Origin of the sequence: Cellulomonas sp. SLBN-39, from assembly GCF_006715865.1 — a bacterium.
Classification (GTDB): Bacteria; Actinomycetota; Actinomycetes; order Actinomycetales; family Cellulomonadaceae; genus Cellulomonas.
The window spans coordinates 3,285,627-3,302,756 of the sequence record NZ_VFOA01000001.1 but is presented as its reverse complement, the minus strand read 5'-3'; the positions used below and the strand labels follow the sequence as shown (position 1 = coordinate 3,302,756).

Below are 17,130 nucleotides of genomic sequence, written 5' to 3'. Positions count from 1 at the left end.
TCGGACACGGTGGGTAGCGTGCGCGCCATGCCGAGCACCCGACGCCTGCGCCCCGCCCCCGCACCGGGGTCGGGCACGGGCGCCCCCGCCGCTCCCCCCGGCACGGGCGTGCAGGTCGCCCTCGACGAGCTGGGCACACCGCTGTCCGACGTCACGTTCGTGGTCGTCGACCTCGAGACGACGGGCGGCCGTGCCACCGAGGACGCGATCACCGAGATCGGGGCCGTCAAGGTCCGCGGCGGCCAGGTGCTGGGCGAGTTCCAGACCCTCGTCGACCCCGGCGGCCCGGTGCCGCCCTTCATCCAGGTGCTCACCGGCATCACCACGTCCATGCTCGTCGGTGCACCGCGCATCGAGGAGGTGCTGCCGAGCTTCCTCGAGTTCGCGCGCGGCAGCGTGCTGGTCGCGCACAACGCCCCGTTCGACATCGGCTTCCTCCGCGCCGCCGCGGCGCGGTGCGAGCGGGCGTGGCCCGGGCACCAGGTGGTCGACACGGTCCGGCTGGCCCGGCGGGTCGTGACGCGCGACGAGGCGCCGAACCACAAGCTCGGCACGCTGGCCGCGCTGTTCGGCGCGACCGAGACGCCGAACCACCGTGCGCTCGCCGACGCGCGCGCCACGGTGGACGTGCTCCACGCGCTCCTCGGGCGGCTCGCTCCGCTCGGCGTCACACACCTGGAGGACCTGGCGACCGCGGCCGACCCCGTCCCGCCGGACGTGCGCCGCCGCCGGACCCTCGCGGACGGGCTGCCCGACGCCCCCGGCGTCTACCTGTTCCGCGGCCCGCGCGAGGAGGTGCTCTACGTGGGCACCTCCACGACCTCGCTGCGCACGCGCGTGAGGAGCTACTTCACGTCGGCCGAGCGACGGCCGCGGATGACCGAGATGGTGCGGCTGGCCACGCGCGTGGACCCGGTCGTGTGCGCGACGCCCCTCGAGGCCCGGGTCCGCGAGCTGCGCCTGATCGCCCAGCACGCCCCGGCGTACAACCGTCGCTCGCGCGCGCCCGAGCGGATGCCGTGGGTGCGGCTGACCGTCGAGCCGTACCCACGGCTCACGCTGGTGCGCGAGGTGCGCGACGACCTCGGCCTCGCCCACGTCGGCCCGTTCACCTCGACCGGGGCCGCACGGCTCGCCGTCGAGGCGCTGCACGAGACGTTCGCGCTGCGCCGGTGCGCAGGGCGCCTGCCGCTCGTCCCCCGGGCCGACGCCCACGGGTGCGCGCTGCTCGGCCTCGGGCGCTGCGGCGGTCCGTGCACGGGCGCCCAGGCGCCGGACGGGTACGGCGCGGTCGTGGCCCAGGTGCGCGCCGCGCTCACGGGCGACCCGTCCGCGGTGGTGCACGCCCATGCCACGCGCATCCGGACGCTGGCCGCGCAGGAGCGGTACGAGGAGGCCGCGGGCGTGCGCGACCGCCTCCAGGCCTTCGTCCGGGGTGCGGCTCGCGCCCAGCGGCACGGGTCGCTGGCCGGCCTCGAGGAGATGGTCGCCGCCCGCCGCTCCGACGAGGGCGGGTGGGAGCTCGTGCTCGTGCGGCACGGGCGCCTGGCCGGGACCGCCGTCGTCGCGCGCGGCACCGACCCGCTGCCGGCGGTGCGGACGCTGCGCGCCACCGGCGAGCACGTGCCCGTCCCCACCGCGCCTGCCACATCGGCGCACCCCGAGGAGACCGACCTGCTGCTCACCTGGCTGGAGCAGCCCGGGACCCGGCTCGTGCACGCGTCCGCGGGCTGGTCGCTGCCCGTCCGGTCGGCGCACGCCGTCCAGGACGCCGCGACAGCCGTCGCCCTGGACCTGGCGGCCCCGGAGCTCACCGCACCGGGTGCACCGGGCACGCCGGACGACGCGCTGCGGGACGTGACGGCGCGCAGCACGGCATGATGGCGGCCATGCTCACCGCCATCGTGCACATCGACTGCGACGCCGCACGGATCCCCGAGGTCGCCGCGCAGATCGCCGAGATCGAGGGCGTCAGCGAGGTCTACTCGGTCACCGGGGAGGTCGACCTCGTCGCCCTCGTGCGGGTGCGCGAGCACGACCGGCTCGCCGACGTCATCGCGGACCAGGTCAGCAAGGTCGAGGGAGTGCTGCGCACGCAGACGTACATCGCGTTCCGCGCCTACTCCCGGCTGGACCTGGAGTCGGCGTTCGCCCTGGGGATCGAGGACTAGCACCCGCCGGCGCCGGACTGGCCGAGCGGGAGCGCCGACGGAGCGCGGCCGGGCCGGGCCGCAGACGGACCGGCGGTCAGGCCGACGCCGCGCGCCAGCGGGCGAGGACCTCGGCCGCCGCCCCGCCGTCGACCGCAGCGGCGGCCAGCGCCACCCCGGCCCGCAGCCGCTCGACGAGGCTGCCCTGCCCCGTGCCGGGCAGCGTCCCGTCGGCCACGATCGCCGCCGCCGCGTTGAGCAGCACGGTCTCGCGCACCGGCCCGGGCTCGCCCGCGAGCAGGCGCTCCACGACGCCCGCGTTGTACGCCGCGTCCGCGCCGCGCAGCTCGTCGACGGTCACGGGGGCGAACCCCTCGGCGGCCCAGTCGACGACCTCGTCGCGCACGTGCCCGTCCCGCACCTCCCAGATCCGCGACGGACCGGTGGCCGCGAGCTCGTCGAGACCGTCGCGCTCGCCGCGGAAGACCAGCGCGTCGGTCCCGCGCCGCGCCAGCACGCCCGCGAGGATCGGCGCCATGCGGGCGTCGGCCACGCCGATGGCGGCCGCGGACGGCTGAGCCGGGTTGGTCAGCGGACCGAGGAAGTTGAAGACCGTCGCGATCCCCAGGTCACGACGGACGGGTGCGACGTGCCGCATCGCGGGGTGGAAGACCAGCGCGAAGCAGAACGTGATGCCGACCTCCTCCGCGAGGGCGGCGACGCGCTCGACGGGCAGGTCGAGCCGGACGCCCAGGGCCTCGAGCACGTCGGCCGAGCCCGAGGACGACGACGCGGCCCGGTTCCCGTGCTTGACCACCCGCAGGCCGGTGCCGGCCACGACGAGCGCGGCCATCGTCGAGACGTTCACCGTGTGCAGGCGGTCGCCACCGGTGCCGACGATGTCGACGCACCGGCCGGGCACCGTGAAGCGTCGGGCGTGGGCGAGCATCTCGTCCGCGAGCCCGAGGACCTCCTCGGTGGTCTCGCCCTTGGCGCGCAGCGCGACGAGGAACCCCGCGACGTGGGCCGGCGCCGCCTCGCCGCTCATGATGCGGTCCATCGCCCAGCGCGTGCGCGCGGCGTCGACGTCCTGCCCCCGGACCAGGGTCGTGAGGAGGTCGGACCAGGTGGTGACCTCGCTCATCGGGCGCCGGCGCCCGAGCGGACCAGGTCGGCCACGGCCGTGTGCAGCAGCACGGGGTCGAGGGGGCGGCTGACCACGGCGTCGGCGTTCGACCAGGACGCCAGCCACGCGTCCTGCGGGCGGCCCGTCAGGACGAGCACGGGCGGGCAGCGGTACACCTCGTCCTTGAGCTGGCGCGCCAGGCCCATGCCGCCGACCTTGTCCGCCTCGCCGTCGAGCACGAGCACGTCCAGGCCGCCCGCGTCGGCGGCGGCGACGACCGCGGCGCCGGTGGCGACCTCGACCCACTCGATGTCGGGCTCGCCGCGCCCGAGGCGGCGGCCGACCGCGAGCCGCACCTGCTCACGGGTGTCGACGTCGTCGCTGTACAGCAGGATCCGGGGGCCGCGGGACGTGTCCGCGTCGGGGTTGCTCATGCTCGTCCCTCACTCGTCGTCGACGTGCTCCGGAGGCATCTTGGCACGTGCCGGGGCCCGCGCGGACGCGTGACGCCCCCGCGCGCGCGCGAGCACGCGCACCTGCGTCGAACCTGAGCACGACCTGAGCCGGAGGTGACGATGTGACATATCCCCAGGGCTCACCCTGGGTCCTTGGACTCATGTGGGCCCTGCGTCGGCAATAATGGCCGACGTGACGACCGCAACGGCTGCCTCGCGCCCCGCGCCCCACGTGACCGTGAACCGCCCCAACCCGGTCTCGGTGGGGACGATCGTCTGGCTGGCCAGCGAGCTGATGTTCTTCGCCGGCCTGTTCGCCATGTACTTCACGGTAAGGGCGGCCGTCCCCGCGGAGTGGGCGGTCCAGACGGAGAAGCTCAACCTGACCTTCGCCTTCATCAACACGACCATCCTGGTGCTGTCGTCGGTGACGTGCCAGATGGGCGTGTGGGCCGCCGAGCGGCTCCAGCCCGTGCGCTCCGGCGCGCTGTGGCAGGTCGGCCGCTGGGGCATGAACGAGTGGATGACCATGACGTACGTCATGGGCGCCGTGTTCATCGGCGGCCAGGTCTACGAGTACGCCGAGCTCGTCGAGCACGGGCTCACGATCTCCTCCAGCCCCTATGGCTCGGTCTTCTACCTGACGACCGGCTTCCACGGGCTGCACGTGATCGGTGGCCTCATCGCGTTCCTCTTCCTCCTCGGCCGCTCGTTCGCGGCCAAGCGCTTCACCCAGCACGAGGAGACGACGGCGATCGTCACCTCCTACTACTGGCACTTCGTCGACGTCGTGTGGATCGCGCTGTTCGCGGTCATCTACCTCGTCCGATGACGTCGCGGGCCCCGGCCCGCACCGCCCCCGCCCCTTCCCGACCCCCCAGCGAGACGAGGACCGATCCGTGAAGGCACTCGCAGCCCGCAGGCACGACCGGCGCGCGCCGGTCGTGCTGCTCCTGCTGGCGCTGCTGCTCACCGGCGCGCTCTACGCCGTCGTGGCCCCGACCTCCGCCGACGCCGCCCCCGCGGCCGCGTCCGGAGACGTCGAGACCGGTGAGAAGCTGTTCCAGGCCAACTGCGCGACCTGCCACGGGCCGGACGCGACCGGCACGCAGGACGTCCCCTCGCTCGTCGGCGTGGGCGCAGCCGCCGTCGACTTCCAGGTCGGCACGGGCCGCATGCCCATGCAGATGAACGGCCCGCAGGCCCAGGCCAAGCCGGTGCAGTTCGACGAGGAGCAGATCGCCGCGCTCGCCGCGTACGTCGCGTCCCTGGGCCCCGGCCCGGCGGTCCCGACCGCCGAGCAGGTCGACCCGGCCCTCGGCGACGCCGCCAGCGGCATGGCCCTGTTCCGCACCAACTGCGCGATGTGCCACAACGCCGTCGGCGCCGGCGGTGCGCTCTCGCAGGGCAAGTGGGCCCCGAACCTGTGGGAGACCACGCCCACGCACCTGTACGAGGCCATGGCCACCGGCCCGCAGTCCATGCCCGTCTTCAACGACGCGACGCTGACCCCCGACGAGAAGCGCGACATCATCGCGTTCCTCGACCTGCAGGGCGAGGCCACCCCCGGCGGCATCGACCTCGGCAGCCTCGGCCCCGTCAGCGAGGGCCTGTGGGCCTGGGTCGTCGGCATGGGCCTTCTCATCGGCGCGGCAGTCTGGATCGGAGCGAGGTCCTCGTGAGCACCACCCACGGCAACGCGGACGAGCCCCGCGACATCGGCGGCCAGGACCTGGTCCTGCGGCAGGGCGAGCACGGCCCGGACCGCTTCGAGAACCCCGGGTTCGGCCCGCACCGCCCCCGGCGCAGCGACGTGGAGCCGGAGGCGAACAAGCGCGCCGAGCGCCAGGTCGTCGCCCTGTTCGCGATCTCCGTCCTCGGCACGGTCGGCTTCGTGGTCGCGTACTTCGCGATCCCGCTCGACGGCACGGTCGGCTCGATCCGCGCGTCCAACCTCAGCCTCGGGCTGGGGCTGGCGTTCGCCCTTCTGGGCATCGGCACCGCCGCCGTGCACTGGGCCAAGTCGCTCATGAACGACCACGAGCAGGCCGAGGACCGCCACGCGCAGGCCTCGAACGCCCAGGAGCGGCAGGAGGCCGTGGCCGCCCTGAAGGACGGCGCCAAGGACTCCGCGATCGGCCGGCGGGGCGTGCTCAAGGGTGCGCTCGTGTCGTCGCTCGCGCTGTTCCCCCTGACGATCGTGCTCCCCCTCGTGGGCGAGGTCGGCGAGGACTGGAACGTCTCGAAGTTCAAGCGCACCATGTGGACGCGCGGCAAGAAGCTGACGATCGACCCCACCGGCCGCCCCATCAAGGCCGCCGACGTCACCATCGGCTCCGTCGTCCACGTCATCCCCGAGGGCCTCGAGGAGACCGAGGCGCCGCTGGACGAGAAGGCCAAGGCCGTCGTCCTGCTCGTCCGCCTCGACCCCCGGGACATCAAGTCCGAGCAGCACGAGGGCTTCTCCTACGACGGCATCGTCGCGTTCTCCAAGATCTGCACGCACGTGGGGTGCCCCGTGGCCCTCTACGAGCAGCAGACCCACCACCTCCTGTGCCCGTGCCACCAGAGCACGTTCGACGTGGCCGACGGCGCCAAGGTCGTCTTCGGTCCCGCCAAGCGGCCGCTGCCCCAGCTGCCGATCACCGTGGACGACGAGGGCTACCTGGTCGCCCAGGGCGACTTCACCGAGCCCGTGGGACCGAGCTTCTGGGAGCGTCTGGCATGAGCACCACGACGACGACCGCCCCCTCGGGGGGCGCCCGCGCGGCGGCCGCGACCGCCGACTACCTCGACCAGCGCACCGGCGTCGGCAAGGCCGTCAAGGAGTTCGCGCGCAAGATCTTCCCCGACCACTGGTCGTTCCTGCTCGGGGAGATCGCGCTCTACAGCTTCGTGACGCTGCTGATCTCCGGTGTTTTCCTCACGATGTTCTTCGTGCCGAGCATGACCGAGGTGCACTACGACGGCCCGTGGCGCGAGCTGCAGGGCGTCGCGATGTCCGAGGCATTCGCCTCGACGCTGCGCCTGTCGTTCGAGGTGCGCGGCGGCCTGCTGATGCGGCAGATCCACCACTGGGCCGCACTCATCTTCATGGCCGCGATCGTCACGCACATGATGCGCGTGTTCTTCACCGGCGCCTTCCGCAAGCCGCGCGAGATCAACTGGGTCGTCGGCTTCGTGCTGATGATCCTCGGCCTGGCCGCCGGGTTCTCCGGCTACTCGCTGCCCGACGACGTCCTGTCCGGCAACGGCCTGCGGATCACCGACGGCGTCGTGAAGTCGATCCCGATCCTCGGCAGCTACCTGTCGTACTTCCTCTTCGGCGGAGAGTTCCCGGGCCACGACATCATCCCGCGCCTGTTCACGGTGCACATCCTTCTCGTGCCCGGCCTGATCCTGGCGCTGATCGCGCTGCACCTGTTCCTGGTGGTGCTGCACAAGCACACGCAGTACCCGGGCTCGGGCCGCACCAACGCGAACGTCGTCGGCTTCCCGCTGTTCCCGGTGTACGTGGCCAAGGCCGGCGGCTACTTCTTCCTGGTCTTCGGCGTCATCGCCCTCATGGGTGCCACGATGTCGATCAACCCGGTCTGGAACTACGGGCCGTACGACCCGTCACCGGTGTCCGCGGGCGCCCAGCCCGACTGGTACATGCTCTTCCTCGAGGGGTCCCTGCGCATGATGCCGGGGCAGCTGGAGTACATGATCGGTGACTACACGCTGTCGCTGAACGTGCTCATCCCCGCGATGGTCGTGCCGGGCGTGCTGTTCATGCTGCTGGCCCTGTACCCGTTCGTCGAGGCCTTCGCCACGGGCGACAAGCGCGAGCACCACGTCCTCGACCGGCCCCGCAACCGCCCGTACCGCACGGCGTTCGGCGTCTCGGTCCTGGTGGCGTTCTTCATCCTGGTGCTGGCCGGCTCCAACGACCTCATCGCGACCCACTTCCACCTGTCGATCAACGACATCACGTGGGTGTTCCGGTTCCTGCTCTTCCTGGGGCCGTGGGCGGCGTTCGTCGTCACCAAGCGCATCTGCCTGGCCCTCCAGCGCAAGGACCGCGAGCTGGTCCTGCACGGCCACGAGACGGGCCAGATCGTCCGCTTCGCCTCGGGCGAGTACATCGAGGTGCACAAGCCGCTGGACGCGCACGAGCGCTGGCTGCGGGTGCAGCACGAGGCGATCCGCCCGCTCGAGATCGAGCCGGCGGAGGACTCCCGCGGCGTGCGGCGCAAGGGCTACCGCGCCGACGCCCTGCGCCAGCGCCTGTCCCGGGTGTTCTACGAGGACCGGATCGAGCCGGTGACCCCCGCCGAGCTCGAGGCGGCCCACTCGCACGGCGACCACGACGCCCTCGGCTCCGACCAGGAGAAGGCCCCGGCCGAGATCCTGGCCGGCGGCGCCCCCGTCGGCGGCGGGACGCACCTCGTCGCAGGTCCGAGCGATGAGACGGGGCCCGACGCGCGGAACAGCTGATCCTGGGTGAGAGTTGACCAGGGATGACGGACCCCTTCGCGGTGTCCGCCCACCACGGTGGGTGGGCACCGCGAAGGCGTTTCAGGATGCCGCGGCGCTCGTCTGCGGCCCGATGCAGGAGAGGCAACCAGATGGCTGACTACACGCTCCCCGACCTGCCCTACGACTATGCGGCGCTCGAGCCGCACATCTCGGGGCGGATCATGGAGCTGCACCACGACAAGCACCACGCCGCCTACGTGGCAGGGGCCAACGCCGCGCTGGAGAAGCTCGCGGAGGCACGCGAGTCCGGTGACTTCGCCACGGTGAACCTGCAGGAGAAGAACCTCGCGTTCAACCTCGGCGGGCACGTCAACCACTCGGTGTTCTGGCAGAACCTCTCCCCCGAGGGCGGCGACCGCCCCACGGGTGAGCTCGCCGCGGCGATCGACGAGTTCTTCGGCTCGTTCGAGGGCTTCCAGAAGCACTTCGCCGCCAACGCCCTCGGCATCCAGGGCTCGGGCTGGTCGATCCTCGGCTGGGACTCCGTCGGGCAGAAGCTCGCGATCTTCCAGCTCTACGACCAGCAGAGCAACTACCCCCTGGGCCTCGTGCCGATCGTCGTGCTCGACATGTGGGAGCACGCCTTCTACCTCGACTACGTCAACGTGAAGGCCGACTACGTCAAGGCCTGGTGGAACATCGTCAGCTGGTCCGACGCGGCGGAGCGCTTCGCGCGCGCCCGCACGCAGACGGCGGGGCTCATCGTCCCCGCCTGACGACGCACGCTGCGCTCCGTGCCGCCGCGCGGCGCGGGTCCGCGTCCACCGACAGCCGCTCACCCCTCGGGTGGGCGGCTGTCGGCCTCTCCGGGTCGTCGCGGGGTGATCGACGAGGGCGACGTCGACGAGACCCGGAGCGCCCGCACGACGCCCGGCACCAGCGCCCCTGTGCTCCTCCGGGGGTGCCCCCCACCCTTGCCCCTGCAGCAGGGCCGAGGGGGACCGTGTTGCCGGCTGCAGGATGCCGACCAGACGCAGCGGGGCCCGGCACCAGATCGGTGCCGGGCCCCGGGTCCTCCAGCCCTGCAGGGGCTGACGAGGACCTGACGTCAGTGCGCGTGCTGCCCGCGGGAGTACTCGAAGACCCAGCCGACGAGTCCGATGGCCCCGAGCGCCGTCGCGGGGACCATGAGCCACCAGCCCACGGCCAGCGCGACGAAGGCGATGGAGGCGGCCAGTGCGATGACCAGGGGCCACCAGCTCCACGGGCTGAAGACGCCCTGGTTGCCGGCACCCTGCTCGATGTCGCCGAGCTCGTCGTCCTCGGGGCGGGGGTCGATGCGCCGCGCCAGGAGTGCGAAGTAGCCGCCGATCATGCCCACGAGGCCACCGACGAGCGGGATGCCCACGGTCCCGACGGGCTCACCGTCCGACCAGAGGCCGTAGATGAGGCCGACCGGGAAGAAGAACAGGATCCCGTAGAGGAAGAGCTTCGCCTCGATCTTCATCGCTGGTCCTCCGGACGGTCCTCGGGGCGGTCCTCGACGATCGTGGCCGTCGACTGCTCCTGCTCGCCGGTGCCGTTCTCGACCCGGCGGTTGGCCTCGCTCACCTCACCGGTGCGCTGCGCCTCCCAGTCGAAGGGTCCCGGGTCGGGCTCGACGTGGTCCATCGCTGCGACCTCGGGGTGGTGCAGGTCGAACGCGGGGCGCTCGGAGCGGATGCGCGGCAACGACGTGAAGTTGTGCCGCGGGGGCGGGCAGCTCGTCGCCCACTCGAGCGACGCTCCGTAGCCCCACGGGTCGTCCACGGTGACCTTCGGCGCCTTGCGCCAGGTGATGTAGACGTTCCACAGGAACGGCAGCGTGGAGGCCGCGAGCACGACCGAGCCGATGGTCGACAGCTGGTTCATCCACGTGAAGCCGTCCGCCGGCGAGTAGTCGACGTACCGGCGCGGCATGCCGATGACGCCGAGCCAGTGCTGCACGAGGAAGGTGGTGTGGAACCCGAAGAACAGGACCCAGAAGTGGATCTTCCCGAGGCGCTCGTCGAGCATGCGCCCCGTGAACTTGGGCCACCAGAAGTAGAAGCCGGCGAACATCGCGAACACGACGGTGCCGAACACGACGTAGTGGAAGTGCGCCACGACGAAGTACGTGTCGGACAGGTGGAAGTCGAGCGCCGGGCTCGACAGGATCACACCGGTCAGCCCGCCGAAGAGGAACGTCACGAGGAAGCCGATGGTCCACAGCATCGGCGTCTCGAACGTGATCTTCCCGCGCCACATCGTGCCGATCCAGTTGAAGAACTTCACCCCCGTGGGGACGGCGATGAGCATCGTCATGAAGGAGAAGAACGGCAGCAGGACCGCGCCGGTGACGTACATGTGGTGGGCCCACACGGTCACCGACAGCGCCGCGATCGCGATCGTCGCGTAGACCAGGCCCTTGTAGCCGAAGACGGGCTTGCGGCTGAACACCGGCAGGATCTCGGTGACGATGCCGAAGAACGGCAGCGCGATGATGTAGACCTCGGGGTGCCCGAAGAACCAGAACAGGTGCTGCCAGAGCAGCGCGCCGCCGTTGTCGGGGTTGAACACCTGGGCGCCGAGCCGCCGGTCCGCGCCGAGCGCGAACAGCGCCGCGGCCAGGGGCGGGAACGCCATGAGCACGAGCAGCGACGTCACCAGGGTGTTCCAGGTGAAGATCGGCATCCGGAACATCGTCATTCCGGGCGCACGCATCGTGACGATCGTGGTGATGAAGTTGACGGCCCCGAGGATGGTGCCGAACCCGCCGAGGGCGAGCCCGAACACCCAGAGGTCTCCGCCGACCCCTGGGGAGTACACCGTGCTCGACAGCGGCGCGTAGGCGAACCACCCGAACGAGGCGGCGCCCTGCGGCGTGAGGAAGCCGGCGGCGGCGATCAGGCCGCCGAACAGGTACAGCCAGTACGCGAACATGTTGAGCCGCGGGAAGGCGACGTCGGGCGCGCCGATCTGCAGCGGCATGATGATGTTGGCGAAGCCGGCGAACAGCGGCGTCGCGAACAGCAGCAGCATGATCGTGCCGTGCATCGTGAACGCCTGGTTGTACTGCTCCTTGGACTGGAAGATGTCCACCCCGGGAGCGAAGAGCTCGGCGCGGATCAGCAGCGCCAGGATGCCGCCGATCGCGAACCACACGAACGACGTGATCAGGTACATGTACCCGATCGTCTTGTGGTCCGTCGACGTCATCCACTTGACGATCGTGCGGCCCAGGGACTGGCGCTGGGGTGCCAGACCGGGGATCACCTCGGTGTGCGCTGCCATCAGTCCTCGACCTCCGCGACGTCGTTCAGGTCCTGCTGACGGCTGTACTCCAGGCCGAGGGCACCCGTCTGGCCCTGGTCCCGCAGCTCCTGCATGTGGGCGTCGTACTCCTCGCGGGAGACGACCTCGACGTTGAACAGCATCGCCGAGTGCTCCTCGCCGCAGAGCTCGGCGCACTTGCCGACGTAGCTGCCCTCACGCGTGGGCGTGACCTGGAAGGTGTTGGTGTGCCCGGGGATCATGTCCATCTTGAACAGGAAGGCCGGCACCCAGAAGGAGTGGATGACGTCGCGCGAGTCGACCGTGAACTCCACCCGCTCGCCGACGGGCAGGTACAGCGTGACCTGCTCGCCCAGGACCGACTCGTCGGAGCCGATGTCCTGCGCGTGCTGGCCGGTCTCGTAGACGTCCTCGTCGAGGTAGTTGAAGTCCCAGCTCCACTGCTTGCCGATGACCTGGATGTTCACGTCGGGCTCGGCGGACGTGTCCGTGATCGCCATCGTGTCGCGGTTCGTGTAGTAGAAGAGCACGCCGACCATGACGATCGGCAGGATCACGTACATCACCTCGAGCGGCACGTGGTAGCGCAGCTGGACGGGGAGCGTGTCGTCGTCCTTGCGCTTGCGGTAGACCGCGACGCACCACAGGATCAGCCCCCACGTGATCGCGCCGACCGCGAGGGCGGCGATCCAGGAGCCGACCCACAGGGAGACGACGCGACCGGTCTGGTCGGTGACCTCCTGGTCGGAGTAGCCGGGGAGCCAGCCACGCTGGACCACGTCGGAGCAGCCGCTGAGCACGAGCGCGGCGACCGTGACCAGCACGGCGGCGGCCACGGCTCGGCGTGTGCGGCGGGGGGAATCCGGGTGCACGGGGGGCCTTCCACTCTCGTCCCGCTGACCTGGCGCCCCTCTCCGGGCGCGGGGCCGTTGGGACCTTCGTCCTCGACCCGTGCAGCGTAGCGCGCCGTGCCCCGGATCACGTCCTCCGGCGCCCGGATGACGACGCCGTGTCAGCACCGTCACACCTGCGGGCCTGCGCCGGACGACGACCGGCACCCGCCCGCGAGGCGCTAGCGTGCCGAGGTGAGCGACGCACCCCCTCCCCCGCGCACCGTCCTCGACGTGGCCGGGCACGCTCCCCTGCGCCCCGGTGCCCGGCAGGCGCTGCTCGAGGCCGTCGACCAGGGCTGGGCCGATCCCCGCCGGCTGTTCGCCGAGGCGCGTCGCGCCCGCATGCTGCTCGACGGCGCCCGCGAGGCCGTCGCCGGGGTGCTGGGCGTCCGGACGTCGGAGGTCGACCTGGCCCCCTCGCACACGGCCGCGCTGCACTCCGCCGTGCGCACCGTCGCCCGGGGGCGGCGCCGCGTCGGCACGGACGTCGTGGTGAGCGCGGTCGAGCGCGCGGCCGTGCACGCCGCCGCCGCCCACGCGACCTCCACGCACGGCGGGCACGTGCGCACCGTCGGGGTCGACGGCGCCGGGCGGGTCGACCTCGACGCCTTCGCCGCCGCGCTGCACGGCCCCGTCGCGCTCGCCGCGCTGCAGCACGCCAACGGCGAGGTCGGCACCCTCCAGCCCGTCGAGGCCGCGCACGACGCGGCCCGCGCCGCGGGCGTGCCGCTGCTCGTCGACGCGGGCGCGAGCGTCGGGCACGTCGCCGTGGGGCCCTGCGGGGACCTGGTCGCCGCGGACGCCGGCGACTGGGGCGGGCCCGCCGGCGTCGGCGTCCTCGTCACCCGCGCCGGCGTGCGCCGCTCCCCCGACGGCCCGGAGGACGAGGACCGGTGGTTCCCGGGCGGCACGTGGGTCCCGCTCGCGCTGGCCGCGGCCGTCGCGCTGCAGGAGGCCGAGGCGGGGCGGGCCGCCGCCGACGCGCACCGCCGGGCCCTGGTCGCGCGCGTGCGCGACCACGTCGCGGCACACGTGCCCGACGCCGAGGTCGTCGGTGACGCCGTCGACCGGCTCCCCCACGTCGTGACGTTCTCGTGCCTGTTCGTCGACGGCGAGGCGCTCGTGACACGCCTCGACCAGGAGGGGCTCGGCGTGGGGTCCGGCTCGGCGTGCACGTCGAGCGCGCTCGAGCCCAGCCACGTGCTGGCGGCGATGGGCGTCCTCACGCACGGCAACGTCCGGCTCTCGCTGCCCGTCGACGTGCGCGCCGACGACGTGGACCGGTTCCTCGACGTCCTGCCCCGTGCCGTCGCGGACGTGCGGTCGACGCTCGGGGCGCAGGGCCTGTGACCCCCGGCGGGGCGGACGACGACCCTCCCGTGGTCGTCGACGCACGCGGCCTGCGCTGCCCGCTGCCCGTCGTGCGCGCTGCCGCCGCAGCCCGCGACCGGCCGGGCGGGACGGTCCTCACCGTGCTGGCCACCGACCCGGCGGCCGCCCTCGACCTGCCCGCCTGGGCTCGCATGCGCGGTCACGCGCTGCTGGACGTGCGCGAGCCCGGCCCCGGGGGCGGTGCGTGGGAGGTCGACGTCCGGCTCGCGGCACCGGCCTCCCCCTGACGCACCCGCAGGGCGCCCGCACCGGTCTGCGGCCCCGTGGTGCCCCGGGGACGACGACGGCCCACGACCGGGGGTCGTGGGCCGTCGTGCACCGCCCGTGCGGGCGGGGGCGTCAGCTGAAGGAGCCGCCGCACGCGCAGGCCGAGCCCGCGTTCGGGTTGTCGATCGTGAAGCCCTGCTTCTCGATCGTGTCGGCGAAGTCGATCGTCGCGCCCTCGAGGTACGGCACGCTCATGCGGTCCACGACGACCTCGACACCGTCGTAGTCACGGGTCGCGTCGCCGTCGAGCAGACGCTCGTCGAAGTACAGCTGGTAGATCAGGCCGGAGCACCCGCCGGGCTGCACGGCCACGCGCAGGCGCAGGTCGTCACGGCCCTCCTGCTCGAGCAGGCTGCGCACCTTGTCGGCAGCCACGTCGGTCAGCTGGACGCCGTGCGTCGTGGTGGTGGTCTCGCTCATGTCACTCCCGAGTTCGCCGGTCACGGTCCTCGACGATCCAGCAACACCGCCGGCGGGGCCGTTGTTCCCCACCAGCGTACGCGCGCGGGCGGCGTGGTCCGCGGGACGCGGTCACGGCGCGGGCGACCACGTCCGGGCGACGCGTGCGGCGCGGGCGGCGAGCGTGGCGGCGGGGTCCGCCAGGGCGGCGGCGACGGCCTCGGGGCCCTCGGCCACGGCGTACGCGGCCGCGACCCCGGCGGCGGCCAGCTCGCGCCGGCCGACGGTGACCTCGCCCGAGACGACCACCGTCGGCACCGCCTGCGGCAGGGCGCGCGCCGCGACCTCGGCGACGACCTTGCCGTGCAGCGACTGCCAGTCGGTGCGCCCCTCACCCGTGACGACGAGGTCGTGGTCGGCCACCTGCCCGTCGAGGCCGACGGCGTCGGCCACCAGGGCGGCGCCGGGCAGCAGGCGCGCGCCCACGAGCGCGAGCGCGAAGCCGAGCCCGCCGGCGGCGCCGGCGCCGGGAAGCCCCGCGAGCCGCGCGGCGGCCGAGCGTCCCCGCGGCTGGTCCGACGAGCCGCCCAGCAGGTCGGGCCGCACGTCGGCGCCCGCGGCGGCGGCGGCCGCGTGCGCGAACGCGCCCAGCGCCCGTTCGAGGTCCTGCGCCTGCTGCGGCGAGGCGCCCTTCTGCTCCGAGAAGCCTGCGGAGGCGCCGTGCAGCCCCAGCAGCGGCACGTCGACGTCCACCGCGGCGACCAGGTCCAGGTGGCGCAGGGCGGCGCGCAGCGGGCCCAGCCACGCGAGGTCCTGCGCCGGGACGTCCGCGAGCGCGAGCCCGCCGTGGGCGAGCACCGCCGCACCGGCCGGGACCTGCCCGGGGACCAGGGCACGCCCCAGCGTCAGGAGCATGCCGGCGCCGGCGTCGTTGGTCGCGGACCCGCCGAGCCCGACGACGACCCGGGTGGCGCCGGCCGCCACGGAGGCGGCCACGAGCTCGCCGACGCCCGTGGTCGTGGTCCGGGTGGGGTCGCGGCGGTCGGCGGGCACGAGCGCCAGGCCGGCGGCCTGCGCGGACTCCACCCACGCACCGGTCCCGGCGCGCAGCACCACGGCCGGTGTGGGCCGGCCGAGCGGGTCCGTCACGGTCGCGGGGACCAGGTCGCCGCCGAGCGACGCGTGCAGGGTGGCGACGAAGCCGGGCCCGCCGTCGGCGAGGGGGCAGGTGGTGACCGTGTCGTGGGGCGCGCCCTCGAGCCAGCCGGTGCGCAGGGCGTCGGCCGCCCGCGCGGCGGTGAGCCGGTCGCCGAAGGAGTCGGGGGCGAGGAGGACGCGCACGCCCCGATCGTGGCACGGCGCGGGCGGCCGACGTCACGGGGCCGACGTGCGGCGCTGTGCGAGGATCTTCCCCGTGAGCGTCTCCACGTCCGCACCCGGCCCCGTCTCCCCCGCCGGCTTCGCCGAGCCCGCGCCGTCGGCGCTGCTGCTGCTCGGGCGGGGCGTCGACCTGGCCTCCGAGCGGGGCGTCGAGTGCGTCGGCGACCTGCCGGCCGCGTCCGACCCCGACCTGGTCGAACGGGCACGCGTGGCGCGGGCGGCCCTCGGCGACCGGGCGTTCGTGCTCGGGCACCACTACCAGCGCGACGAGGTCATCGCGTTCGCCGACGTCACGGGCGACTCCTTCAAGCTCGCCCGCGAGGCGGCCGCGCGACCCGACGCCGAGCACGTCGTGTTCTGCGGCGTGCACTTCATGGCGGAGTCCGCGGACATCCTCACCTCCGACTCCCAGCAGGTCGTGCTGCCGGACCTGGCCGCGGGCTGCTCGATGGCGGACATGGCGGCGATCGACCAGGTCGAGGACGCCTGGGACGTGCTGGTGGACGCGGGCGTCGCCGACGACACCGTGCCGGTGACGTACATGAACTCGACCGCGGCGATCAAGGCCTTCACGGGTCGGCACGGCGGGACCGTGTGCACCTCCTCCAACGCGCACGTGGCGCTGCGCTGGGCCTTCGACCGGGTCGGGGGCGTGGGCGGCCGCGGCAAGGTGCTCTTCATGCCCGACCAGCACCTGGGCCGCAACACCGCCGTCCTCGGCCTGGGGCTGAGCCTGGACGACTGCGTCGTGTACGACCCCCGGCGGCCCGGCGGCGGGCTGACGACCCAGCAGCTGCGGGACGCGCGGATGATCCTCTGGCGCGGGCACTGCTCCGTGCACGGGCGGTTCTCGGCCCGCAACGTCGAGCAGGTGCGCGAGCGGGTCCCGGGCGTGAACGTCCTCGTGCACCCCGAGTGCACGCACGACGTCGTCACCGCGGCCGACATGGTCGGCTCGACGGAGTACATCATCAAGGCCCTCGACGCCGCCGAGCCCGGGTCGTCGTGGGCGATCGGCACGGAGCTGAACCTCGTGCGGCGGCTCGCGGCCGCGCACCCCGAGCTGACCGTGCACTACCTCGACAGCACGGTGTGCTTCTGCTCGACGATGAACCGCATCGACCTGCCGCACCTGGTGTGGACGCTCGAGCAGCTCGTCGCCGGTCGCGTGCCGAACCGGATCGTCGTGGACCCGGACGACGCGCACTGGGCCCGCGTGGCCCTGGACCAGATGCTGGCCCTGCCGGGGCACTGACCGGACGCACGGAGCGCGACGGGGCAGGCCGGCGCGCAGG

At 73.2% G+C, this 17,130-nt stretch carries 17 protein-coding genes; 10 read left to right on the top strand and 7 right to left on the bottom strand.

Features of this window, described 5'->3' with window-relative positions; all coding sequences use genetic code 11:
- The first annotated feature begins 27 nt into the window (after positions 1-27).
- Together FBY24_RS15070 and FBY24_RS15065 are read left to right on the top strand one after the other, a co-directional pair.
- On the top strand, positions 28-1,881 hold the full coding sequence (locus FBY24_RS15070) for a DEDD exonuclease domain-containing protein (protein WP_142161814.1): 1,854 nt from the start codon (positions 28-30) through the stop codon (positions 1,879-1,881).
- An 8-nt stretch (positions 1,882-1,889) separates the two neighbouring features.
- Positions 1,890-2,171, top strand: coding sequence for an Lrp/AsnC family transcriptional regulator (locus tag FBY24_RS15065; RefSeq protein ID WP_140458760.1), 282 nt, complete (start codon positions 1,890-1,892; stop codon positions 2,169-2,171).
- Positions 2,172-2,247: 76 nt separating this feature from the next.
- Here the strand turns inward: FBY24_RS15065 and trpD are convergent, their stop codons facing one another.
- On the bottom strand, positions 2,248-3,294 hold the full coding sequence (gene trpD / locus FBY24_RS15060; protein WP_142161812.1) for an anthranilate phosphoribosyltransferase: 1,047 nt from the start codon (positions 3,292-3,294) through the stop codon (positions 2,248-2,250).
- Complete coding sequence (locus FBY24_RS15055) at positions 3,291-3,710, bottom strand: response regulator transcription factor (protein WP_142161810.1); 420 nt, start codon at positions 3,708-3,710, stop codon at positions 3,291-3,293. Before FBY24_RS15055 ends, trpD begins: the two co-directional genes overlap by 4 nt.
- Before the next feature lie 205 nt (positions 3,711-3,915).
- Here FBY24_RS15055 and FBY24_RS15050 point away from each other — a divergent pair, with 205 nt between their 5' ends.
- From FBY24_RS15050 to FBY24_RS15030, 5 genes are all read left to right on the top strand, one after another.
- Positions 3,916-4,563 carry a heme-copper oxidase subunit III gene (locus FBY24_RS15050; protein WP_142161808.1) on the top strand — a complete coding sequence of 216 codons (648 nt, stop codon included), beginning with the start codon at positions 3,916-3,918 and terminating at the stop codon, positions 4,561-4,563.
- 67 nt (positions 4,564-4,630) lie between these two features.
- On the top strand, positions 4,631-5,413 hold the full coding sequence (locus FBY24_RS15045; protein WP_142161806.1) for a c-type cytochrome: 783 nt from the start codon (positions 4,631-4,633) through the stop codon (positions 5,411-5,413).
- Entirely contained in the window at positions 5,410-6,459 is a 1,050-nt protein-coding gene (locus FBY24_RS15040) for a Rieske 2Fe-2S domain-containing protein (RefSeq protein WP_370510997.1), read from the top strand. The genes FBY24_RS15045 and FBY24_RS15040 overlap by 4 nt, the downstream gene beginning before the upstream one ends.
- Positions 6,456-8,210: a ubiquinol-cytochrome c reductase cytochrome b subunit gene (locus FBY24_RS15035; RefSeq protein ID WP_142161804.1), complete on the top strand. Its 1,755-nt coding sequence runs from the start codon at positions 6,456-6,458 to the stop codon at positions 8,208-8,210. Before FBY24_RS15040 ends, FBY24_RS15035 begins: the two co-directional genes overlap by 4 nt.
- Positions 8,211-8,341: 131 nt before the next feature.
- The gene (locus FBY24_RS15030; RefSeq protein WP_142161802.1) at positions 8,342-8,968 is read left to right on the top strand and encodes a superoxide dismutase; all 627 of its coding nucleotides are present in this window, start codon (positions 8,342-8,344) and stop codon (positions 8,966-8,968) included.
- A gap of 332 nt (positions 8,969-9,300) precedes the next feature.
- On the opposite strand, the gene FBY24_RS15025 is transcribed toward FBY24_RS15030, so the two are convergent.
- Genes FBY24_RS15025 through coxB form a run of 3 tightly spaced genes read right to left on the bottom strand, consistent with a single transcriptional unit; the run spans position 9,301 to position 12,376 of the window.
- Complete coding sequence (locus FBY24_RS15025) at positions 9,301-9,699, bottom strand: cytochrome c oxidase subunit 4 (protein ID WP_142161800.1); 399 nt, start codon at positions 9,697-9,699, stop codon at positions 9,301-9,303.
- Positions 9,696-11,504: a cytochrome c oxidase subunit I gene (gene ctaD, locus FBY24_RS15020; RefSeq protein WP_142161798.1), complete on the bottom strand. Its 1,809-nt coding sequence runs from the start codon at positions 11,502-11,504 to the stop codon at positions 9,696-9,698. The genes FBY24_RS15025 and ctaD overlap by 4 nt, the downstream gene beginning before the upstream one ends.
- Positions 11,504-12,376 (bottom strand): cytochrome c oxidase subunit II, encoded by an 873-nt coding sequence (gene coxB, locus FBY24_RS15015; RefSeq protein WP_142161796.1) that lies wholly within the window; start codon positions 12,374-12,376, stop codon positions 11,504-11,506. Before coxB ends, ctaD begins: the two co-directional genes overlap by 1 nt.
- 213 nt (positions 12,377-12,589) lie before the next feature.
- Here coxB and FBY24_RS15010 point away from each other — a divergent pair, with 213 nt between their 5' ends.
- Positions 12,590-13,747 (top strand): cysteine desulfurase family protein, encoded by a 1,158-nt coding sequence (locus FBY24_RS15010; RefSeq protein WP_142161794.1) that lies wholly within the window; start codon positions 12,590-12,592, stop codon positions 13,745-13,747.
- Between the two features lie 29 nt (positions 13,748-13,776).
- Positions 13,777-14,016 (top strand): sulfurtransferase TusA family protein, encoded by a 240-nt coding sequence (locus tag FBY24_RS15005; RefSeq protein WP_222117257.1) that lies wholly within the window; start codon positions 13,777-13,779, stop codon positions 14,014-14,016.
- 112 nt (positions 14,017-14,128) lie between these two features.
- Here FBY24_RS15005 and erpA read toward each other — a convergent pair whose 3' ends face one another.
- Together erpA and FBY24_RS14995 are read right to left on the bottom strand one after the other, a co-directional pair.
- The gene (gene erpA, locus FBY24_RS15000) at positions 14,129-14,476 is read right to left on the bottom strand and encodes an iron-sulfur cluster insertion protein ErpA (RefSeq protein WP_140458749.1); all 348 of its coding nucleotides are present in this window, start codon (positions 14,474-14,476) and stop codon (positions 14,129-14,131) included.
- A 111-nt stretch (positions 14,477-14,587) separates the two neighbouring features.
- On the bottom strand, positions 14,588-15,796 hold the full coding sequence (locus FBY24_RS14995; RefSeq protein WP_142161790.1) for a glycerate kinase: 1,209 nt from the start codon (positions 15,794-15,796) through the stop codon (positions 14,588-14,590).
- A 73-nt stretch (positions 15,797-15,869) separates the two neighbouring features.
- On the opposite strand from FBY24_RS14995, the gene nadA reads away from it, so the two are divergent.
- The gene (gene nadA / locus FBY24_RS14990) at positions 15,870-17,090 is read left to right on the top strand and encodes a quinolinate synthase NadA (protein ID WP_142161788.1); all 1,221 of its coding nucleotides are present in this window, start codon (positions 15,870-15,872) and stop codon (positions 17,088-17,090) included.
- Positions 17,091-17,130: the final 40 nt, after the last annotated feature.

Bases quoted from the DNA above. Each gene is read 5' to 3' on its own strand.
- FBY24_RS15030 (WP_142161802.1), top strand. From the start codon at position 8,342: ATGGCTGACTACACGCTCCCCGACCTGCCCTACGACTATGCGGCGCTC.
- FBY24_RS15070 (WP_142161814.1), top strand. From the start codon at position 28: ATGCCGAGCACCCGACGCCTGCGCCCCGCCCCCGCACCGGGGTCGGGC.
- erpA (WP_140458749.1), bottom strand. From the start codon at position 14,476: ATGAGCGAGACCACCACCACGACGCACGGCGTCCAGCTGACCGACGTG.
- FBY24_RS15035 (WP_142161804.1), top strand. From the start codon at position 6,456: ATGAGCACCACGACGACGACCGCCCCCTCGGGGGGCGCCCGCGCGGCG.
- FBY24_RS15065 (WP_140458760.1), top strand. From the start codon at position 1,890: ATGCTCACCGCCATCGTGCACATCGACTGCGACGCCGCACGGATCCCC.
- ctaD (WP_142161798.1), bottom strand. From the start codon at position 11,504: ATGGCAGCGCACACCGAGGTGATCCCCGGTCTGGCACCCCAGCGCCAG.
- FBY24_RS15025 (WP_142161800.1), bottom strand. From the start codon at position 9,699: ATGAAGATCGAGGCGAAGCTCTTCCTCTACGGGATCCTGTTCTTCTTC.
- FBY24_RS15055 (WP_142161810.1), bottom strand. From the start codon at position 3,710: ATGAGCAACCCCGACGCGGACACGTCCCGCGGCCCCCGGATCCTGCTG.
- trpD (WP_142161812.1), bottom strand. From the start codon at position 3,294: ATGAGCGAGGTCACCACCTGGTCCGACCTCCTCACGACCCTGGTCCGG.
- FBY24_RS15050 (WP_142161808.1), top strand. From the start codon at position 3,916: ATGGCCGACGTGACGACCGCAACGGCTGCCTCGCGCCCCGCGCCCCAC.